At 42.3% G+C, this 20,932-nt stretch carries 17 protein-coding genes; 13 read left to right on the forward strand and 4 right to left on the reverse strand.

Annotated features, from left to right (window positions below):
• Window positions 1-156 precede the first annotated feature (156 nt).
• From norV to BN1123_RS20555, 4 genes are all read left to right on the forward strand, one after another.
• Window positions 157-1,638, forward strand: coding sequence for an anaerobic nitric oxide reductase flavorubredoxin (norV, locus tag BN1123_RS00675; RefSeq protein WP_017408675.1), 1,482 nt, complete (start codon window positions 157-159; stop codon window positions 1,636-1,638).
• Window positions 1,635-2,804 carry an NADH:flavorubredoxin reductase NorW gene (gene norW / locus BN1123_RS00680; RefSeq protein ID WP_042024864.1) on the forward strand — a complete coding sequence of 390 codons (1,170 nt, stop codon included), beginning with the start codon at window positions 1,635-1,637 and terminating at the stop codon, window positions 2,802-2,804. Before norV ends, norW begins: the two co-directional genes overlap by 4 nt.
• A 62-nt stretch (window positions 2,805-2,866) precedes the next feature.
• Window positions 2,867-3,208 (forward strand): TehB family protein, encoded by a 342-nt coding sequence (locus BN1123_RS20550; protein ID WP_017408673.1) that lies wholly within the window; start codon window positions 2,867-2,869, stop codon window positions 3,206-3,208.
• A gap of 108 nt (window positions 3,209-3,316) precedes the next feature.
• On the forward strand, window positions 3,317-4,534 hold the full coding sequence (locus tag BN1123_RS20555; protein WP_082037434.1) for a 4Fe-4S binding protein: 1,218 nt from the start codon (window positions 3,317-3,319) through the stop codon (window positions 4,532-4,534).
• 78 nt (window positions 4,535-4,612) lie between these two features.
• Here BN1123_RS20555 and narL read toward each other — a convergent pair whose 3' ends face one another.
• A complete protein-coding gene (narL, locus tag BN1123_RS20560) occupies window positions 4,613-5,290 on the reverse strand; it encodes a two-component system response regulator NarL (protein WP_017408671.1) in 678 nt (225 codons plus the stop codon).
• 9 nt (window positions 5,291-5,299) lie between these two features.
• On the reverse strand, window positions 5,300-6,922 hold the full coding sequence (locus BN1123_RS20565) for a histidine kinase (RefSeq protein WP_197064412.1): 1,623 nt from the start codon (window positions 6,920-6,922) through the stop codon (window positions 5,300-5,302).
• Between the two features lie 447 nt (window positions 6,923-7,369).
• On the opposite strand from BN1123_RS20565, the gene BN1123_RS00690 reads away from it, so the two are divergent.
• The 6 genes from BN1123_RS00690 (at window position 7,370) to BN1123_RS21175 (ending at window position 16,010) form a co-directional block, all read left to right on the forward strand.
• Window positions 7,370-8,785, forward strand: coding sequence for a NarK family nitrate/nitrite MFS transporter (locus BN1123_RS00690; protein ID WP_042024865.1), 1,416 nt, complete (start codon window positions 7,370-7,372; stop codon window positions 8,783-8,785).
• Window positions 8,786-8,823: 38 nt separating this feature from the next.
• A complete protein-coding gene (locus BN1123_RS00695; RefSeq protein ID WP_042024866.1) occupies window positions 8,824-12,588 on the forward strand; it encodes a nitrate reductase subunit alpha in 3,765 nt (1,254 codons plus the stop codon).
• Window positions 12,589-12,590: 2 nt separating this feature from the next.
• On the forward strand, window positions 12,591-14,129 hold the full coding sequence (gene narH / locus BN1123_RS20570; protein WP_042084597.1) for a nitrate reductase subunit beta: 1,539 nt from the start codon (window positions 12,591-12,593) through the stop codon (window positions 14,127-14,129).
• On the forward strand, window positions 14,126-14,833 hold the full coding sequence (gene narJ, locus BN1123_RS00700) for a nitrate reductase molybdenum cofactor assembly chaperone (RefSeq protein WP_042024867.1): 708 nt from the start codon (window positions 14,126-14,128) through the stop codon (window positions 14,831-14,833). The genes narH and narJ overlap by 4 nt, the downstream gene beginning before the upstream one ends.
• Window positions 14,830-15,507, forward strand: a complete 678-nt coding sequence (narI, locus tag BN1123_RS20575) for a respiratory nitrate reductase subunit gamma (protein WP_042084594.1) — start codon at window positions 14,830-14,832, stop codon at window positions 15,505-15,507. Before narJ ends, narI begins: the two co-directional genes overlap by 4 nt.
• Window positions 15,508-15,593: 86 nt before the next feature.
• Window positions 15,594-16,010 (forward strand): hypothetical protein, encoded by a 417-nt coding sequence (locus BN1123_RS21175; RefSeq protein WP_155395964.1) that lies wholly within the window; start codon window positions 15,594-15,596, stop codon window positions 16,008-16,010.
• A gap of 58 nt (window positions 16,011-16,068) precedes the next feature.
• Here the strand turns inward: BN1123_RS21175 and BN1123_RS20580 are convergent, their stop codons facing one another.
• Entirely contained in the window at window positions 16,069-16,491 is a 423-nt protein-coding gene (locus tag BN1123_RS20580; protein WP_080768711.1) for a MarR family winged helix-turn-helix transcriptional regulator, read from the reverse strand.
• A 102-nt stretch (window positions 16,492-16,593) separates the two neighbouring features.
• On the opposite strand from BN1123_RS20580, the gene BN1123_RS20585 reads away from it, so the two are divergent.
• From BN1123_RS20585 to BN1123_RS00705, 3 genes are all read left to right on the forward strand, one after another.
• Window positions 16,594-17,175, forward strand: coding sequence for a flavin reductase family protein (locus tag BN1123_RS20585; protein WP_159143395.1), 582 nt, complete (start codon window positions 16,594-16,596; stop codon window positions 17,173-17,175).
• A 63-nt stretch (window positions 17,176-17,238) separates the two neighbouring features.
• Window positions 17,239-17,601: a putative zinc-binding protein gene (locus BN1123_RS20590; protein ID WP_080768709.1), complete on the forward strand. Its 363-nt coding sequence runs from the start codon at window positions 17,239-17,241 to the stop codon at window positions 17,599-17,601.
• Window positions 17,602-17,771: 170 nt separating this feature from the next.
• Window positions 17,772-18,728, forward strand: coding sequence for a GGDEF domain-containing protein (locus tag BN1123_RS00705; protein WP_042024868.1), 957 nt, complete (start codon window positions 17,772-17,774; stop codon window positions 18,726-18,728).
• A 44-nt stretch (window positions 18,729-18,772) separates the two neighbouring features.
• Here BN1123_RS00705 and BN1123_RS00710 read toward each other — a convergent pair whose 3' ends face one another.
• The gene (locus BN1123_RS00710) at window positions 18,773-20,920 is read right to left on the reverse strand and encodes a putative bifunctional diguanylate cyclase/phosphodiesterase (RefSeq protein ID WP_052449225.1); all 2,148 of its coding nucleotides are present in this window, start codon (window positions 20,918-20,920) and stop codon (window positions 18,773-18,775) included.
• Window positions 20,921-20,932 lie beyond the last annotated feature (12 nt).

Raw genomic sequence — 20,932 nt, forward strand, 5'->3', positions numbered from 1 at the left:
TGACATTAATGCTGTCATTTAAACAATATCAATACTATGTCATTTTAACAAGAAAATAAACTAAGCCTCATAAAAACAATGAGTTATGAGTTGGCATGTTAGCTGCAATAGTTGATATCAAGAAATACCAACTATTACATACTGAGGAATTGCCAGATGACCATTCATGTCAAAAACAACATTCACTGGGTCGGCCAACGGGACTGGGAAGTTCGAGATTTTCATGGTACTGAGTACAAGACAAACAAGGGGACGAGCTACAACAGCTATCTCATCCGTGAAGGGAAGAACGTGCTGATTGATACAGTCGATCATAAGTTCAGCCGAGAGTTCGTTCAAAACCTTGCAGCAGAGATCGACCTTAACCTTATCGATTATGTGGTGATCAACCATGCTGAGGAAGATCACGCAGGGGCACTGACCGAATTGATGGCTCGTATCCCAGGCACTCCGATTTACTGCACTCACAACGCTATCGACTCAATCACGGGACACCATCATCATCCTGAATGGAACTTCCATCCAGTCAAAACAGGCGACAGTCTCGACATCGGTAATGGCAAGCAGCTGGTGTTCATTGAAACACCTATGCTGCACTGGCCCGACAGCATGATGACCTACATGACTGAGGACGCAGTGTTGTTTTCTAACGATGCCTTCGGTCAACACTATTGTGATGAGCATCTGTTCAATGACGAAGTAGATCAAACCGAATTGATGGAGCAGTGCCAACGGTACTACGCAAATATCCTCACCCCATTCAGCCCACTTGTGACAGCTAAAATCAAAGAGGTGCTTGGATTCAACCTGCCAGTAAGCATGGTGGCAACCTCCCACGGTATTGTCTGGCGTGAGGATCCGACCCAAATTATTCTCAAGTATCTGGAGTGGGCAGACCACTACCAAGAAGATCGTATCACCCTGTTCTATGACTCGATGTCAAACAACACCCGTATGATGGCCGATGCCATCGCACAGGGTATTCACGAAGTTGACCCTGGGGTCGCAGTCAAGATCTACAACGTAGCCCGCCACGATAAGAACGAGATCCTGACACAAGTGTTCCGCTCCAAGGGAATACTCGTGGGCTCATCCACAATGAACAACGTCATGATGCCTAAGGTGGCAGGCATGCTGGAGGAGATAACTGGCCTGCGCTTTAGAAACAAGCGTGCTTCTGCATTCGGCAGTTACGGCTGGACTGGTGGTGCAGTAGATCGTATCCAGACCCGATTGATGGATGCAGGCTTTGATATCAGCATTTCTCTGAAAGCCAAATGGCGACCAGATGGTTCTGCACTGGCAGAGTGCCGAGAGCATGGACGCCAGCTCGCTCGTCAATGGGCGTTACATCCTATTGAGGTGCCTCGCCCAGAAAAAGCAGCCCATCAAGTGCCATTCACTGTTGATATCTCCCCTGTAGAGGAGACCACCCAGTCAGTTGTAGCCGGAGTAGACGATGAGCAAGCAATGCTTTGCACAGTCTGCCAGTGGGTTTATGACCCCGCCTTAGGTGAACCGGATCAATTGGTTGCGGTTGGCACTCCCTGGAGCCTTGTACCGGAGAGTTTCCTTTGCCCTGGCTGCGGCATCGGCAAGGAGGTATTCGAACCATGCGCAGTGGAGGCATGTGTATGAGCGCATTAAATGAGCATTATGCTGGTTCCAGCCAGGATATAGTCATCATCGGTAGCGGCTTTGCCGCTCAGCAGTTGGTAAAAAGCTTGCGTAAATTAGATGGTGAAAGACCGATCCGTCTTATTACCGCTGATAATGGCAATGAATATAACAAACCGGACTTGAGTCATGTGGTCAGTCGTGGTTACACCGCCAGCGCAATGACAAAGTTGACGGGGGCTCAATTTGCTGAACAGCAACGTATCATTCTGTCACCTAATACGATTGTGCATAGCATTAGTCCGAATAACAAAATGGTACACACAAATAATGGCGATTTTTCTTATGGCCAGCTAGTGCTGGCAACTGGGGCCAGTTCTATACTGCCTCCCGTTCCCAACTCGGATAAAATGGTAACCCTCAATAGCCAAAATGATTATGCCAATGCCGAACAATTAATTAAGAATGCAAAACGCATTATGGTACTCGGAGCAGGTTTGATCGGCTGTGAGTTGGCTATGGATATGGTGGGCCAAGACCGAATTGTGACGCTTGTAGATCTGGCGGACAGCCCCCTAAGTACATTAATGCCAGCTGCATTGAGTCAACCGTTACTGCAAGCCTTACGGGAGCAGGGGGTTGACCTAAAACTTGGTCGAGGTATCAAGTCGATACAAAGAGGAGATGCCAACGAATCCTTTACGATAGAGCTCACTGACAGCAGTTTCAGTGAACAGGATCTTGTCATTTCAGCTATAGGTCTACAACCGAATCTATCCTTAGCGATGAATGCGGGACTGGCTGTAAGGCGTGGAATTGTAGTGGATGAATACCTGAGAACATCGAGTGAGCACATTTATGCGCTTGGCGATTGCGTTGAGTGGAAAGGTGAATTACGCCCCTTTTTGCAGCCAATTGTTCTCGGTGCCAATGCATTATCTAAAACTCTGATTGGTAAGCCAACACCACTAACGCTTCCTCCAATGCTAGTGAAGGTAAAAACACTTCAATATCCTTTGCAGTTAGCTGGTAGAACAAAAGGTACAGACCTTTCATGGCAGTTTAAGTGGAATAAAAATGGAATGGTCGCAGAAGCTCGCAGCGAGGATGGTGAAATGTGCGGCTTTGTCGTAGGTGGAGACCAAATGGGAGCTGCATTCCCACTTCTACGCCTTCTTTCTAGATGAATAATTGCTGGCTGAGCATATGCTCAGCCTTACTTAATTTCATAGATTATTAAGGATAAAACATGTCGCTACTGCATAGTATACCAGCTCATTGGGTTGTTCGCCGTTCAACCCCATTCTTTACAAATGAAAACGTACCACAGGCTCTATTAACCCATCACAATACAGCTGCTGGCGTATTCGGTCAGTTATGTGTAATGGAGGGGACGGTAACATATTACGGTTTTGCTGATGAAACAGCGGAGATACCTGAAATTACGCTTGTAATCCGAGCCGGAGAGTTTGCAACCAGCCCACCTCAGTATTGGCACAGGGTTGAACTGTCTGAAGATGCTAGATTCAATATCCATTTTTGGGCTGAAAACGTAAGCTCAGACACCCCACTCATTAAGACAAGAGAATAAATTACAATCTGGTCATCGCCACAAACTAGGCCAACTGCCCATCCAGATCAAAATGAATAACTGTAATGTTGTTTATGATTGGCTGTTTTTGCGATGGGAGTTGGCTAGATGAGTGGGATTGAAACCATAACCATGCTGAGTGGCTTGGTGTATCTGTTGTTGTTCCAGTGGCATGAGCGTTCAGGCTGGTCTTGGCAGCTGTTCATGATGCTAACCGCTGCTGTATGGTTGACGGTAGCAGCCAAGCCACCACTAAGTAGTTTAATCGTGTTTGCTGTCGCTATTGGTATGCTTTATAGATATAAATTAATATCCGCATTTTATGATTCAAGTGATCAACAACTTCGTAGTTTAGTTAGATATTTCTTAGTTATATCGTGGGGATTTGTAACAATACAGTATGGCGTTTATATTTTTCAACTCCACCAGGGTGACCTACCTTGGCTGTCTAGACCTGATATCGTAGATGGCTTTCTACCTATAGCGGGCGGTCTTGGCTTGCGGGCGTTGTTGAGTTTGGGCATTACTGATTACCACCATCCAGCTGCAACAATCACAGTCTTGGTTATTTCCTTATCTGGACTCATTTTAGGTCGTGCCTTCTGCTCATGGTTTTGCCCTCTTGGGGTTGTCGGTGAATGGCTGCATCATTTTCGAAATTTGCTGCTACCTGGTGAGTGGACTCCGTCAAAATGGTTAGACCTACTGCTCAGGTCTCAGAAATGTCTAGTTCTATCATTTCTGATGTTCATAGTTATTCTTGCTGTTCCAAATGTTGCACTGCCAGGGTACTTGATGAGCCAGTATCACCAAGCTGCTGACATGAAAATGGGAGCCTTCTTTTTCAACTTGAACTTCATATCAGGCATTTTTGTTGCCTGGGTATTATGTATCACGATGTTTTTCAAGCAAGGCTTCTGTAGATACCTATGCCCTTATGGTGGATGGCTTGCCTTGTTAGGACTTCTGACACCATTACGTATTCGCAGGTCTTCCAGCAGCTGTTTACGAAGCAAGGGATACGATTGTGATAAATGCAGTAGAGCATGTCCATCAAGGATACAGGTTCATGAACTTATATCTGTCAGAAATATTGAGTGTACAAACTGTTTAACTTGTATCTCTGCATGCCCAAAACAAGCTAATGCGATTCATTTTGGTACTGCGAATAAAAAGGTTTCAGCAAAGAAACTGCTTGCAATGTTGTGTGTTTTACTTCTCTTAATGCCATTGCTAGCTCATGTGATTTTCGATTTTTGGACAAGCAACACACCATTAGAACAGCGCCGTTATCTATTGGAAATCCTTCCTGGCCTTTCACATTAGAGTGATAGCTATTAAAGCGCCACTTTTCGGTGACGCTTTATTTCTGCAAATGATTAAATAACGCAATAGTTATCACTACTAGTCGAAAATAATCTTCTCATTATGAACCCACACTGCAACTTCAATTCTTGAATGAAGATTTAATTTTTTAAGAATGTTTTTTACATGAACTTTAACTGTTCCTTCAGAAATAAATAAACGTCTTGATATAACCTTATTAGGCAAGCCTTGAGCAATAAATTTCAAAACATCTATTTCGCGATGGCTTAACACTTGGAGATTTTTGTCTTTAAGGCGGTTTTTTCTTCTTGACTGCATACTTTCAATAAGGATTGCAGTTAGTTTTGGGCTTATCACAAGCTTTCCCATGCACGCCTGTTCAATCGAGCTAATCAGGTCTTCAGGTTCCATGTCTTTGAGTAGATAACCATCTGCTCCAGCAAGTATAGCATCCGAAACATCATCTTCATAATCTGATACTGTGAAGATTACGATTCTGCTAGATACATTATGCGCTCGTAATGACTTTAATGTGTCTATACCACTAAACTCAGGCATATTAAGATCTAACAAAATTAAGTCAGGTTCATAATCTAATGCTAGCTGAACACCATCTTGTCCTGTACTGGCTTCAGCTACAATAGTTAAAAAGGGATTTGTACGTAAAAGTTGCTTAATCCCGCTCCGTAGGACAGGATGATCATCAATTAGTAAAATTGAAAAAACATCTGCGTTGGTTGTTAAAGCTTTTTCCATGTGTGTTCCTCAAACTACGTGAAGATCAATTTTCACTTGCGTCCGTTCATTAATGAATGAAATATTTTCTGATTTTAGAAAAACAACTAAGCTCGATATTGAATCCTCGAACTCAGCTTCACCCTTCAGGATGATAATGACATATTCAGCTAGGGATTTTATATGCAGCTCAATCCGTGATGGAGGCATACTTATCCTTAAACATTCGAATAATTTATTGAAGAAGTTCAGTATGAGTATTTCCTGCTCATGCGAATAGTCTTCATAAAAATCTTTATATTCCAACCTAATGTTAAAACCATATGTGTCATTAAATATTGCTATCGCATCTTTTAATAAAATTAACGTTTCGATTTTCTTATATGGAATTCTAAAAGTAGAAATTAGTTTTCTGATGTTTGAGTAAGCTTCATTTAACTCACACCTCATCTCTGAAACATTATCAACCTGAGAAGAACTAATGATGATTGGATCCCTTTGAAGAAGGCTAATCTTTATCTTTAAGTATGATAAAGACTGTGCTATCGAATCATGAAGTGTTTGAGCAATTGTGTTTCTTTCTTTAAATAATAATAGTTGTTGTTGTTGTTGCTCTTTGTAGTAAAGAGATAAGGATTGAGACAGCAAGTTGCAAAATGCAAATATTAATTGTTCTGTATCATGTAATATAGTGACTTCATTTGAAAAGAAAAATTCTATGTAACCATAATCATTATGCGCATCTCCAATGTTCCATAACCTATTATTATATTCACTCTCAATAGGGGATGTGACATCTGCATTATTAATACATAATGAGCAACGCATAGAGGCACAATGTAATGGCCTCACGTTCTCACCAAAGGTGTATAAATGTTTGACCGAATTTTTATGTTGATCATGAATATATACTTTTATTTTTCCAGCCCCAGTGTATCCGATTAATTCTTTCATGAAAGGAGCTAAAACTTTGCAGTTGAATTCTTGATTTTGAAATAATCTACAACTGCGATAAAGGAATTCTAAATGCAAATTCTGCAAGTTAAGTTTATGCGTTTTTTCAGCTACCATCTGTTCCAGATCGCTGTAGGTATGCTTAACAACCTCTGACATATTGTTTAATGCATTGCCAAGCTGCCACATCTCATCGCGGTAATCATGTGATTCAGAATCAAATTTTGAACTAAAATCACCATGCTGAATGTTTTTAGCCATTAACAATAATTTTGACCACGGTCTAAAGAAACGCTTATTTAAGCTATAAATTGCGATGAAGGAAAACAATATAACAATTAAAGAAGATGCTTTTTGAAGGCCATTAATCACTACGATCTTAGATTCTGTTTTGTTCTCAATGCTTTTGATTATCTTCTGTAGCAAACTAATAAACTCTTTAGAGCGGTTAATGCTTAATGGTGTTGCTACATCACCAGATTTTAAGTGGGAAAGAATGTTTTTTAATTTTGGATCCCACAAACTGTTGAGTTGTATGTATTCTTTATTAAGGTTGTGCTTTTCAGCCGTGTTAATAAAAAAAGGATCATGCAGAATTGATTCAACGCTATTAACCGCTTGCACTTTTTCATCAACAGACAGTGTTCCTGAGAGGAGTGCATAGACTTTCATTCTAATTGAACCAATACTATTTATCACATATGCATTCCCTTGGATGCTTGATGACAAATAAATCGATGCACTCATATTAAATATAGATATGAGGCATAGTGTACATATAATTGACGTTATAGAAATTGTAATAGACAGTTTCTTCCAATACTTCAATAGTATGTTCACGAATTTGACACTTCCTAAGATTGTCACTACTGATGTTTATACCTTTTAGATACCCTAATAAAAATACCTCAAAGTAAATACCTACAATATTCCAGACATTAGCCAGCTCATGATAAAGAAAGTCTTGTTGAAGCTAAGTGCATGATTTTGTTGTGGTTAATCTCAACCCGCCCCCCCCTGTAGTAGGTAGTTATCGAAATATTCATCATTTGTAATACATATGTTCAGTTGATCTAAGTCAATAAAAAATATCCATTTAAATTGTTTATTGGAAATTGTGTACCCCAACACTAACCGGTGAGCAAAATGTCCATATATCAAAAATACAAAGATGGATGTGAAGACAGTCACACAAATAAAAGAAATAACAGCAAAACGCTCGTTGACTGGAATCCTGATGACAAGTGCTTTTGGATTGAGAATGGTTCTCATATTGCCAGAAGAAACCTACTGATATCTATCCCTTGTCTACTGATCTCATTCTCTGTGTGGATGATATTCAGCGTAGTAGCAATGAACTTGCCTTTAGCTGGTTTCACCTTTACAACAGACCAGCTGTTTCTGCTGACTGCACTCCCGTCACTTACTGGAGCTTTAGGACGGATTCCTTACTCATTTGTGATCCCAGTTTTTGGTGGCCGGAGATGGACAGCATTCAGTACCTTGTTGCTTATGATACCTATGTCATGGTTGACCATTGCATTGCAAGACACCACAACGCCGTATTCAACATTTCTAATAATCTCTTTGTTATGTGGGTTTGGTGGTGCCAACTTTGCATCTAGTATGGCTAACATCAGCTTGTTTTATCCAAAAACTCAACAAGGAAAGGCTCTTGGTTTAAATGGGGGGCTAGGTAACTTGGGTGTCAGTGTCATGCAGATGCTTGTACCTATCGTAATTTCTGTAAATATCTTTGGCCCTTTCGGTTTAGGTCAAGGAAATCCTGATGCATCAATATGGCTCAGCAATGCACCCTTAATATGGATGCCAGTAATATTGATATTGAGTATTGCAGCGTGGCATTTTATGAATGATATTGCAGCACCCAAAGCCTCGTTTAAAGAGCAATGGGTAGTGTTAAAACAAAAACATCTTTGGATTATGAGTGTTTTATATTTGGCTGCCTTTGGTTCATTCATTGGATTCTCTGCGGGGTTTGCAATGCTCGCTAAAACTCAATTCCCTGATATTGAAATAATGAAATATGCTTTCATAGGGCCATTATTCGGCGCATTGATGAGGCCAGTTGGTGGCGTTTTATCAGATAAGCTGGGCGGTGTTAAAGTCACCTTTGTTAGCTTTTGCTTAATGGCTACGTTAGTTGCGGTTTTGTTTTCAACTCTTCCATCAGATGCAGGGCATGGCAACTTCACCTATTTTCTAGCTGTCTTTATGGCTTTGTTCTCATGCGCAGGAGTTGGGAGTGGTTCTACATTTCAAATGATCGCCGTTTTGTTTAGGGGGATGATGATAAAAAGGAATCTACAGCGATATGATTCAGAAGCTCAAGCCTTAAAAAAATCAGCAAATGATACAGCAACAGCATTAGGGTTCATCTCAGCAATAGGTGCAATTGGTGGTTTCTTTATTCCAAACGCATTCGGCTTATCAATAGCTCTCAGCGGAACACCAATTAATGCGATGAAAGCTTTTTTAGTCTTCTATGTTATTTGTGGGCTAATAACATGGTTTGTATATGGAAAAGAACTCAATAAATAGAATGTTACTATTAATGCATATGCATATGGAGCAGTAAAATGAGCAAGTTTCTTGACAGGTTTAACTATTTAAAGACATTAGGTGAAAAGTTTTCTGGTGAACACGGCCAAACGTACAATACGAACAGAGATTGGGAAGATGGTTACAGAGACCGCTGGCAACATGACAAAATTGTACGCTCAACACATGGCGTGAACTGTACTGGTTCATGTAGTTGGAAAATCTATGTAAAAAACGGCTTGGTTACATGGGAAACGCAGCAAACTGATTACCCTAGGACAAGGCCAGATCTCCCAAACCATGAGCCTCGCGGCTGCCCAAGAGGGGCAAGCTACTCGTGGTATCTGTACAGCGCCAATCGACTGAAGTACCCAATGGTCAGGAAAGCGTTGATTGAGCTTTGGCGAGACGCAAAAAGTAAGCACAAAGACCCTGTTCTAGCATGGGGTGCGATTGCTTCCGATCAGAATGTATCCAAAAAGTATAAGGCTGCCCGAGGTAGAGGCGGTTTTGTTCGTAGCACCTGGAATGAAGTTAATGAGATCATTGGAGCGGCAAACGTTTACACCGTAAAAGAGCACGGCCCAGATCGCGTTGTTGGCTTCTCACCAATTCCAGCGATGTCTATGGTTTCCTATGCCGCAGGTGCAAGATATTTATCGCTCATCGGTGGCTCTTGCCTTAGCTTCTATGACTGGTATTGTGATCTTCCTCCCGCATCACCGATGACTTGGGGAGAGCAAACAGACGTACCAGAGTCAGCAGATTGGTACAACTCCTCATACATCATAGCCTGGGGCTCAAATATTCCTCAGACTCGTACTCCTGATGCTCACTTCTTTACTGAAGTTAGATACAAAGGCACCAAAACTGTCGCCATAACTCCAGATTATGCTGAAGTAGCTAAGCTTTGTGATCACTGGCTTAACCCCAAACAAGGTACAGACAGCGCGTTAGCATTGGCTATGGGCCATGTCATTTTGAACGAGTTCCACGTTCAACATAAAAATGAATATTTTGTTAGTTACGCAAGGAAATATACCGATTTTCCGATGTTGGTCAGATTGACCAAACGACCAGATGGTAGCTATGAAGCAGGACGCTTCCTGAGAGCATCAGATTTGGTCAATAACATAGGTGAACAGAACAACCCTGAATGGAAGACCATAGCGATTGATGAGGTTTCTGGTGATCTGGTCGCGCCACAAGGGTCGATTGGCTATAGATGGGGAGAGGATGGAAAGTGGAATCTTGAAGAGACCGCTGGGCAGTCCAAGACACCAGTCACTTTGTCTGTTGGAATAAAGGAACCTCAACATTTAGTTGAGGTGGCTTTCCCATATTTTGGTGGATTGGAAAGTGAGCATTTCACACCTGTTGAATTAGAAGAAGTTATCAGAAGAAAAATTCCAGCTAAATCCATCGTGTTGGCAGATGGAAGCCAAGAATTTGTGACCACCGTCTACGATCTCACCGTGGCTAACTATGGTGTAGAAAGAGGGTTTGATGACCCTAGCAGCGCACATACCTATAAGGAAGTGAAGGCATATTCACCCGCTTGGGCAGAAAAAATAACGGGTGTACCACAAGATGAGATTATCCGCATCGCTCGTGAGTTTGCTGACAATGCAGCCAAAACACATGGGCGCTCAATGATCATCGTTGGTGCAGGCATGAACCACTGGTATCACATGGATATGAATTACCGTGGTTTGATTAACATGCTGGTATTCTGTGGTTGCGTAGGACAGAGCGGTGGTGGATGGGCTCACTACGTAGGGCAAGAGAAGCTTCGTCCCCAGACGGGCTGGCAACCGTTGGCATTTGGCCTAGATTGGCAAAAGCCTCCACGCCACATGAATGGGACGTCTTTCTTCTATAACCACTCTAGTCAATGGCGATATGAGAAGTTAGATGCCCAAGAATTGCTTTCACCTTTAGCTGATGCAAGTAAATATAGTAAGCATCTCATTGATATGAACGTGAAAGCAGAGCGGCTGGGTTGGCTTCCTTCAAGCCCTCAGCTGAATACTAATCCACTGAGTATTGCTGAACAGGCAAAAGCGCTTGGGGTAAGCCCTGTAGAGTTCACGGTTAACTCGCTGAAGGACGGCAGTATTCGTTTTGCTGCTGAGTGTCCCGAAGATCATTATCCACGCAATATGTTTATTTGGAGATCAAATCTTCTTGGGTCTTCAGGTAAAGGTCATGAATACATGCTCAAGTACCTGTTGGGCACAGAACATGGCATTCAAGGAAAAGATCTCGGCTCATTCAGTGATAGCAAACCATCTGAAGTTGATTGGAAAGATACCCCAACCCAAGGCAAGCTTGATCTCGTTGTGACTCTAGATTTTCGGATGTCGAGTACCTGTCTGTTTTCAGACATCGTGTTGCCTACTGCAACCTGGTATGAAAAAGATGATATGAATACCTCGGATATGCATCCATTCATCCATCCATTGTCAGCAGCTGTAGATCCAGCCTGGGAAGCAAAATCCGACTGGGAAATTTATAAGGCAATTGCAAAAGCGTTTTCTGAGCTCTGTAAAGGACATCTTGGCGTTGAAACCGATGTGGTTACATTGCCAATGCAGCATGACTCTCCAGCAGAAATAGCCCAAGCGTTTGAAGTAAAAGACTGGAAATTGGGTGAATGTGATCTCATTCCAGGAAAAACTGCACCACATATAATGACCGTTGAGCGCGATTATCCTAACACCTACGCAAGATTTACATCGTTAGGTCCACTCCTTGATAAGCAAGGAAATGGTGGCAAGGGTATTAATTGGAACACAGAAACCGAAGTAGACCTTCTTAAAAAACTTAACTACACACACCATGATGGCGCGAATGCTGGACGGCCAAAGATTGACACTGCAATTGATGCGGCTGAAGTAATTCTTACTTTAGCCCCAGAGACTAATGGTCATGTGGCTGTTAAGGCTTGGAATGCATTAAGTAAGCTGACTGGCCGAGAACATGCACATCTTGCTATCAACAAGGAAGAGGAAAAAATTCGTTTCCGTGACATTCAGGCTCAGCCGAGAAAAATCATATCTAGCCCAACATGGTCTGGTTTGGAAGACGAGCATGTCTCGTATAACGCAGGTTATACAAACGTTCATGAGCTAATTCCATGGCGAACCATTACTGGTCGTCAACAGCTGTATCAGGATCACCAATGGATGCGTGATTTTGGCGAAAGTCTCATTTCATATCGACCACCAATCAATACCCAGACTATTAAAAATATTATGGGTAAGAAGGGTAACGGTAACAAAGAGAAAGCTCTGAACTGGATCACTCCGCACCAGAAATGGGGTATCCACTCAACATACAGCGAAAACTTGTTGATGCTTACACTGTCTCGGGGTGGGCCAATTGTTTGGATAAGTGAAGATGATGCTAAAGATCTAAAAATTGAGGATAACGACTGGATAGAGGCATTTAATATCAATGGTTCATTAACTGCTCGTGCAGTGGTGAGTCAGCGCGTCCCTGCTGGAATGGTAATGATGTATCACGCTCAAGAGCGCCTGGTGAATATTCCAGGCTCCGAAATAACAGGACAACGTGGTGGGATTCATAACTCCGTTACTCGTGTCTGCCCTAAACCAACTCATATGATTGGCGGATATGCACATCAGGCTTATGGGTTCAACTATTATGGCACAGTGGGCTCTAACCGTGATGAGTTTGTTGTCGTCCGCCGCATGAATCAGGTTAAATGGCTTGATGACGAAAATAATGACTATACACAGGCTGACAATATGTACAGTAACAAGGCAGGGGAGAAGTAAAAATGAAAATTCGTGCGCAAATTGGAATGGTGCTAAACCTCGATAAATGCATCGGATGTCATACTTGCTCTGTTACTTGTAAGAACGTATGGACAAGTCGCGAGGGAATGGAATACGCCTGGTTTAATAACGTAGAAAGCAAGCCAGGCGTGGGCTATCCAAACGATTGGGAAAACCAGGATAAATGGAAGGGTGGCTGGGTTCGAAATATCAATGGAAAAATCGTTCCAAGAATGGGTAACCGGATTGGCGTTTTAGCCAAGATTTTTAACAACCCTGACATGCCGACTATTGATGACTATTATGAGCCTTTCACCTTTGACTATGAGCATTTACATAATGCTAAACAAGGTGCGCATCAGCCAATAGCACGTCCACGTTCACTGATCACTGGTCAACGTATGGACAAGATCAACAATGGCCCAAACTGGGAAGAAATCTTGGGCGGGGAATTCACTAAGCGTTCACAAGACTACAATTTCAACCACATCCAAAAGGAGATGTATGGACAGTTTGAAAATACGTTCATGATGTATCTCCCTCGGCTTTGTGAGCATTGCTTGAATCCTGCATGTGTGGCTACTTGCCCTAGTGGGGCAATATATAAACGTGAAGAAGATGGCATTGTCCTTATTGACCAAGACAAATGTCGTGGTTGGCGTATGTGTCTTACTGGTTGCCCCTACAAGAAGATTTACTTTAACTGGAAAAGTGGTAAATCTGAAAAATGTATCTTCTGCTACCCCAGAATTGAGTCTGGTCAACCAACCGTCTGCTCTGAAACATGTGTAGGACGAATTAGATATCTGGGAGTAATCCTTTATGATGCAGATCGTATTGAGCAAGCAGCATCAACTGAAAATGACAAGGATTTATACAACAAGCAGTTGGAGATTTTCTTAAATCCACATGATCCTGCTATCATTGAAGAAGCCTTAAAGCAAGGCATCACTCAAAATGTTCTAGATGCTGCTCAGAAGTCACCTGTGTACAAGATGGCGATGGAATGGAAGCTTGCACTCCCATTACACCCAGAGTATCGCACGTTACCGATGGTATGGTATGTACCACCTCTTTCCCCTATCCAATCAGCCAAAGATGCAGGCTATTTAGGTGATGATGGTGTTCTACCAGATATTTCTAGCTTGCGAATTCCTTTACAGTATTTGGCGAATCTGTTGACCGCTGGCGATATAGCACCTGTTAAGAGTGCACTGAATCGTATGTTGGCAATGCGTCATTATAAGCGAGCTGAAACTGTAGATAAAAAGGTGGATACCAGCGCATTAGAGCAGGTTGGTTTAACTGAACACCAAGCGCAGGAAATGTATCGTTATTTGGCTATAGCTAACTATGAAGACCGCTTTGTAGTTCCTTCCAGTCATCGCGAGCTAGCACGAGAAGCATTTCCTGAAGCTAAAGGGTGTGGCTTTAGCTTTGGTGATGGTTGTAAAGGTAGCGACACTAAGTACAACCTGTTTAATAGCCAGAGAATTAATGCCATTAATGTATCTACAAATCCAAGTGAGGATAAAAAATGAAATCTTTAAAGATCATATCAATCCTCTTGGACTACCCAGATATTGATCTGTGGGAAAACAAGGATGAAATCTTTGATTGCATAGCTGAATGTAATGAGCTGACATCGGCACAAAAATCATCAATATGTGATTTTGTAACATATGCGTTTGATCGTTCTCTACTTTCATTCCAAGAAATATATTGTGATATCTTCGACCGTGGCCGTTCCACCTCTCTGCTTCTTTTTGAGCATGTTCATGGTGAGTCGCGTGATCGCGGACAAGCAATGGTAGACCTGCTTAAGCAATATGAAGATGCAGGATTTTCTCTTAACAAAAGAGAATTACCGGATTTTCTTCCTGTTTACTTGGAATACCTTTCAACAAGAAATAACGCTGAAATTATAGAGGGGTTGTGTTTTATCACTCCGATCTTGGGGTTGCTTAAAGAGAGGCTACTCAAAAGAGAAAGCAAATATCATGTTCTATTTGGGGTTCTAATTGATCTATCCATGACAGAGTACGATAGCGCTCTTATAAGCACACAAGTTATGAAAGAGGCTGATGATGCAACACCCGCTGCGTTAGATGCTGTTTGGGAGGAAGAGCAGGTGAAGTTTTTAGGAGGAGAATCATGTCCCAGTTCAATTCAATCGATTCATAGCAACCGATTTAAGAATGCAGTCGTACCACAGTACCTTGAAATTGGTGAGGCAAACAAATGAACTATATTCATAGCTTCTTCTTTGATATATACCCATATATTGCAGTTACCATTTTTCTACTTGGTAGTTGGGTTCGTTACGATTATGGGCAGTACACTTGGCGAGCAGGATCAAGCCAGTTACTTGATAACTCGAATATGAGGCTGGCATCTGGACTGTTCCACATTGGCATTCTTGGTATCATCTTCGGCCACTTTTTTGGCTTGCTGACACCTCACTGGGTATATGAGTCATTCTTATCATTGCAATCAAAACAACTCATAGCGATGTGTGCTGGCGGTATCTTTGGTGCAATGACGTTGTACGGTGGTTATCTGCTCTTAAAGCGGCGTCTGACAAACGTAAGGATCAGAGCAACATCATCGACTGCGGATATTTTGATTTTAGTGCTATTAGTTTCCCAGGCAGCGCTTGGTCTTCTGACAATTCCATTTTCTGCTTTCCATCTTGATGGAAGTGTCATGATGAAGCTCGTAAGTTGGGCACAAGATGTTGTAACGTTCCAAACAGGGGCATCTAAAAATTTAGAAGGGGTATCGTTTATCTACAAAATTCATATGATTTTAGGTATGACTTTGTTTGTTGTCTTTCCATTCTGTCGATTGGTACACGTTTGGAGTGTACCGCTCGAATATTTAACTAGACGCATCCAGATCGTAAGGTCTCGTCGGTAACATGATTAGGGTAGTAGTCGCAGTGTAAACTGCGACTACTATTTATCAGGTGTAGTATGGTATATCACGTATCAAATAAGCAGTTTGTGACTAAGTTAGTCGAACCTTTCTTTGTTGCAATTTTCTGGCCAACTCTGCTGTTGTTGGTATCCGAAGTGACCGGTTTGCCAATAACTGAAGAGTTATATCGCAATACTATTTTATTTTCATTGCTAATATTCATTATTACTGCATTTATAGATATAAGATACATTTGTATAGCAAGGAAAGTAAAACTGGAATTGAACTTCAGCGGCATTGAGTTTCATTGCCATAAAAAACATCTATTTTTCTCATGGCACCAAATAACTTTAATTAAGTTGGTTGAAAGCAAGCCTGGCTCTAGAGTACTAAATATACTTCCTGATAATGAAACTATTGACTTAATTCTTTTTGAAGACCACGATAAGATTTGTTCACAAGTTATATTTTATTGTAAGCAGTTTAATGTCGAGTATAGTTAGAGTCTTTGTATGATTAAGTATGAGCAATTAGCTTGCTCATACTTTTCATGGTTGTCTTTCACTTATCAGGAACATGATATTCGTTCAGTGCTGTAATTCGTGCTACTTGGAATGTATTTTGTAGCGATTGTAATTCTGCCTTATGTTGTTGTGCCAATTGTTGTAAATAGTCTCTTCCTTTATTTGTCAAATGTACATCAACTCTGCGCTTGTCATTTTCACTTTTACGTCGTTCCACGAGATCTAGTTCCTCACATCGCGTTAGTAAAGCCACTGTAGCGTGATGACTCATTTGCAGTCTCTCAGCTAGCTCACCCACGCTTGCCCAGTCACGCCCTGGGTATCCTTGTATATGTAGGAGGGATAAATACTGTAATGGAGTGAGTCCGAGCTCCTTGGCTGCGGTTTCACTGAAGTGAAGGAAACGCTTTAACTGATAGCGAAACTCAGAAAGTGCCTCAAATTGAGCTTTTGTTAGCATAGCTTACTCGGTTGTTGACTTCTCAGGTGAAATACAATAGGTTCAATTATATCACATTGTGATATATTATTTTGTAGTGTTTTTGTTACAAAGGAGATGGCAATGCATAAGCAAATTCACCCAAAATCACTTTATTGGGGAAATACTGTAATTCTACTTAGTACCATCGATAATACTGATACAACTAACATTACGCCAATATCATCAAGTTGGTCTCTTTCGAACAATATTGTCATCGGCCTTAGTCTAAATTCAAAGGCTATCGAAAATATTGAGACATGTCCAGAAGTCGTATTGAATATTGCATCAGACAACCTTGCGGATAGAATTGAATCTATTGCCAAATTTACCGGAAAGGATCCTGTTCCATCTGAAAAGATAGGTTTCAATTATTGTGGTGATAAATTTAGTCTTGGTAGATTTACAGAGTTGGCGTCTTGTACTGTTAAACCATCTCGTATCCAGGAATGTTTAATTCAGGTCGAGTGTTTAGTTGAACATATAACAAAACGCAATAATTTTGCTATCGTTGAATTGCGAGCCACTCATGTGCATGCAGATGCATCTTTACTTAAAAAATATGACGTTATTGACGCGGATTTGTGGAGCCCTCTAATTTATAGTTTCAGGAGTTACCACGGAATTACCAACACTATTGGTAGAAACTTTAAATTTGATAATTGATTTCGCTGATGCCCTATTTATTAAGGGCATCTTTATAGGACTATGATATTTAAAGGATGATTTATGAGTGAATGTTTACGTTCTTTACCATTGGTTTATTCATGCTCTGGTTGTTCAAGTGCAGCGCAGATGGCAAACTATATGGCTATTCAGCTAGATAAACGAGGCGACGCAGAAATGTCCTGCATTGCTGGTGTTGGTGGAAATGTAAAGCATCTAGTCCGAATAGCTAAGTCGGGTAGATCTATCATTGCTATCGATGGATGCCCTCTACAGTGTGTAAAAAGTTGCTTATCAATTCACAATATCATCCCTGAACATCATATTTTACTTAATGAGTACGGTGTAAAAAAAATTCAGAAAACAGATTTTGATTATGATGAAGCTGATAGGCTTACTCTGGATATTTCAAATTCATTAATATAAGATGGTGACCTGATATTACAAAGTGTTGCCGCTTATTTTGGTGTGTTTTCATTCATTTTGAATAAATTTTTATTCAATCAATCTCTCCCATACAAATTAAGGTTTCCACCATAGCGTTCTACTATATAAACTAACATCATCATGTCGTCAAACGCGGTAAGGAGATGTTGATGCAAAGCCCTGTAGTGCCAGATAACGAGAAGCAGCGGTTAGATGCGCTACGCCGTCTTGCTGTACTTGATAGCCCAGCAGAAGAGCGTTTTGACCGCATAACCAGGATGGCTCGTAATATGTTTGATGTACCCATTGCGCTGGTTTCGTTAGTTGATGAAAACAGACAGTGGTTCAAATCGTGCTGTGGATTGCCTGTCCTGGAAACACCACGAGAGATTTCATTTTGTGGTCACGCGATCCTCGGCGAGGAGCTATTCGTAGTCGAAGATGCAACTCAAGACCCCAGATTCTTTGACAACCCCTTAGTCACTGGGGAGCCTCACATCCGATTTTATGCGGGCCATCCATTGGAAGTGGGAGATGGCCTGAAACTGGGCACCCTCTGTATTATAGACAGAAAGCCCAGGTCATTGAGTGATAAAGACCAAGCCATGCTAGCAGATTTGGCATCAATGGTCGAAAGTGAGCTAAGAGCCGTCCAGATGGCCACAATCGATGAATTGACGGGGATTACCAACCGCCGTGGATTCATGCTCCTTGCCGACAAAAGTTTGAAATATGCATTTCGCGTAAAAAATCCAGTCACGCTGTTATTTTTAGATCTTAATCACTTCAAAGTGATCAATGATACATATGGGCATAATGTCGGTGATGATGCTTTATGCCAGATGGCTGAATTACTGTGTCGCGTATTTAGAGATGCCGATATTTCGGCTCGTTTAGGTGGCGATGAGTTTGTTGTTCTTTTACCTGGCACGGGTCATGAACATAGCTCACGGATAAAAGAGAGATTTTATAATGCACTAGAGAATTTTAACCACACCAGCGGCAAGCCTTATCAACTCTCTTGCTCACTAGGTATCGTTGTATACGATGCTCTCACCCCTCCTAATTTAGACAGTCTACTGTGCTTGGCCGATGAAGAAATGTATTCATGCAAGCTAAAAAAATAAACCGCTTAATTTTCAGGTGATAAGTACAAGGTGTAAATACTTCTTTATTTTTGTTCTGTATACAGTTCGACTGTGTGAGGAAAAATACCATCCTCCCTATTTTGAGTATGATGGACAGTAACCCAACCAGCAAATTCCTCTGCGGGCATTGGCTTGGCGACAACATAGCCCTGCACGGTATCGCAATGATTGGCCCTCAACCATGCAAGTTCTTCCTGGGTTTCGGCCCCCTCCGCGACAACTGACAATCCCAGTTCCTGACACAACAAAATGGTGGAGCGGACAATAGCTGCATTTCTAAAATGCTGGTCAACACCGCTCACGAAAATGCGGTCAATCTTCAATTCATGCACAGGTAAATTCTTCACATAAGCGAGAGAGGCTTGCCCTGAACCATAATCGTCAATGGATAGCTTCACCCCCAGGCTGGCAAGCTCTTTCAAATGCTGTAACGCAATATCAGGATCATCCATGAGTGCGCTCTCAGTGACTTCCAGACAAAGCAGCTGAGCAGGTAAGGTATTCTCTTGCAGTGACTTTATGACCTTTGGTACTAGGTCTGGTGATGTCAAGTCGAGCGTAGACAAGTTGACTGACGTGACGATATCGTGTCCCTCTCGGTGCCAGGAAGCCGCTTGACATATCACATGCGCTAATAACCATGGCGTGATCTCACGGATAAATCCCGTTTGCTCGGCAAACGGAATAAAGCGTCCAGGTGGCACCAACCCTTTGGTTGGGTGTTGCCATCTCAATAATGCTTCTGCTCCCTTGACGAGGCCACTCGCAAGCTCCAACTTGGGTTGAAAGAAGGCGACAAACTCCTCGTTGATCAAGGCATCTCGCATTTCACCAATCAAGGCTAATTGCTCATGGGGGGATTCATCTGCAATCTTGCACGCAAAGGCGAAACCGTCACGGCGGCGTTTGGCATGACGCATTGCCATACCTGCTCGCCTCATTAGCAAGCTGCTGTTATTACCATCTTCTGGAAATATCGCGATCCCCAGACTGCCCTCAACGTCAAGGCGTTGACCATCCAGTTCAATAGGCTTACGGAGTTGCCCCAGTAACTCTTGGGCATTATCAAGGATATTGAAGTAATCGACCTCTTTGATAAGTAGCGCAAACTCATCGCCTCCCAAACGCGCCACCAAGTGCTTGCCAGCAACCATGGCGAGTAAACGTTGAGCCATCTCCTGTAGGAGCCTGTCGCCCACCAGATGGCCCAGAGCATTATTAATTTGGGCAAATCTATCAATATCGATGAGCACTAAAGCGCCACTACCTTGTAAAGCCGCCTCTGTCAGCGCCTCCATAAAACAGGTGCGGTTTGGGAGCTCAGTAAGTGGATCCGCATACGCTAGCCGCAAAATATGCTGCTCGCGGGTCGAGATACTACGGCGCATGGTATCAAGAGCCCGCATAAGTGCTTTCGTTTCAACGCCTAGGCCTAAAGGCACCTTGCACTGGTAATCCCCTCCAGCTATAGCCTCAGCGACCATCACAGCTTTGTGTACAGGTTTGGCAATGCTTCTGGCAATCAACAGCGCCAAGACACTTCCAGTGACGAGCGCACTGAATGCAAGGATAATAACGGTCAAACGCGCTCGGTTTGCATCGTCTTTGAGTGCGATAACCCCACTTTGCATCAGTTCTTGCTGATGCTCTGCAATACGTAGTGTCTGAACAAGCAATGCTTTAAGAAGTACATCAGTTTGCTCTTCATAGTGTTGGCGAGCGGAAGACAAGCCATCAATTTCGATTCGTTCCACCGTTTGCTGAAAAGAGTCACCATAATGCTTTCGCAGGTTTATGAGTTGGTCAATATCACCCACATCTCCCCCCATTGATGCAGCCCGTTCTAATCCTTCAATAGCGGCATCGGATGCAGCCAGTGCAGAGTCCATCGCTGTATAGAGGGGTACACGCTTGTAACGTTCGTCTGTTTGCAGAAGAAGCAGCAAATGCAGTGCTGCGTTCTGAGAGTATTGATTAGCTCGTTGGGCAAGAAATTCAATCCGTGCTTGCTGCTCGACAAACTGATTGATTCCATCTGTTAACGTATTAAAACGATGCAGGGCAACGGACGAGACGGCAAGCAGAAGTAACAAAAGCAGGGAAAAGGCGATAAGGAGCAGTGTTCGTATCGAACTGTTGTCAACCAGCACCAAAAAAGGATTATTCATCATCTTTGTAGCCAC

The sequence above is a fragment of the Aeromonas enteropelogenes genome, assembly GCF_000819845.1.
Lineage (GTDB): Bacteria > Pseudomonadota > Gammaproteobacteria > Enterobacterales > Aeromonadaceae > Aeromonas > Aeromonas enteropelogenes.

What these genes read in the sequence shown, in the direction of transcription:
- norV (WP_017408675.1), top strand. Translation starts at nt 157, where the DNA reads ATGACCATTCATGTCAAAAACAACATTCACTGGGTCGGCCAACGGGAC.
- norW (WP_042024864.1), top strand. Translation starts at nt 1,635, where the DNA reads ATGAGCGCATTAAATGAGCATTATGCTGGTTCCAGCCAGGATATAGTC.
- BN1123_RS20550 (WP_017408673.1), top strand. Translation starts at nt 2,867, where the DNA reads ATGTCGCTACTGCATAGTATACCAGCTCATTGGGTTGTTCGCCGTTCA.
- BN1123_RS20555 (WP_082037434.1), top strand. Translation starts at nt 3,317, where the DNA reads ATGAGTGGGATTGAAACCATAACCATGCTGAGTGGCTTGGTGTATCTG.
- narL (WP_017408671.1), bottom strand. Translation starts at nt 5,290, where the DNA reads ATGGAAAAAGCTTTAACAACCAACGCAGATGTTTTTTCAATTTTACTA.
- BN1123_RS00690 (WP_042024865.1), top strand. Translation starts at nt 7,370, where the DNA reads ATGTCCATATATCAAAAATACAAAGATGGATGTGAAGACAGTCACACA.
- BN1123_RS00695 (WP_042024866.1), top strand. Translation starts at nt 8,824, where the DNA reads ATGAGCAAGTTTCTTGACAGGTTTAACTATTTAAAGACATTAGGTGAA.
- narH (WP_042084597.1), top strand. Translation starts at nt 12,591, where the DNA reads ATGAAAATTCGTGCGCAAATTGGAATGGTGCTAAACCTCGATAAATGC.
- narJ (WP_042024867.1), top strand. Translation starts at nt 14,126, where the DNA reads ATGAAATCTTTAAAGATCATATCAATCCTCTTGGACTACCCAGATATT.
- narI (WP_042084594.1), top strand. Translation starts at nt 14,830, where the DNA reads ATGAACTATATTCATAGCTTCTTCTTTGATATATACCCATATATTGCA.
- BN1123_RS20580 (WP_080768711.1), bottom strand. Translation starts at nt 16,491, where the DNA reads ATGCTAACAAAAGCTCAATTTGAGGCACTTTCTGAGTTTCGCTATCAG.
- BN1123_RS20585 (WP_159143395.1), top strand. Translation starts at nt 16,594, where the DNA reads ATGCATAAGCAAATTCACCCAAAATCACTTTATTGGGGAAATACTGTA.
- BN1123_RS20590 (WP_080768709.1), top strand. Translation starts at nt 17,239, where the DNA reads ATGAGTGAATGTTTACGTTCTTTACCATTGGTTTATTCATGCTCTGGT.
- BN1123_RS00705 (WP_042024868.1), top strand. Translation starts at nt 17,772, where the DNA reads ATGCAAAGCCCTGTAGTGCCAGATAACGAGAAGCAGCGGTTAGATGCG.
- BN1123_RS00710 (WP_052449225.1), bottom strand. Translation starts at nt 20,920, where the DNA reads ATGATGAATAATCCTTTTTTGGTGCTGGTTGACAACAGTTCGATACGA.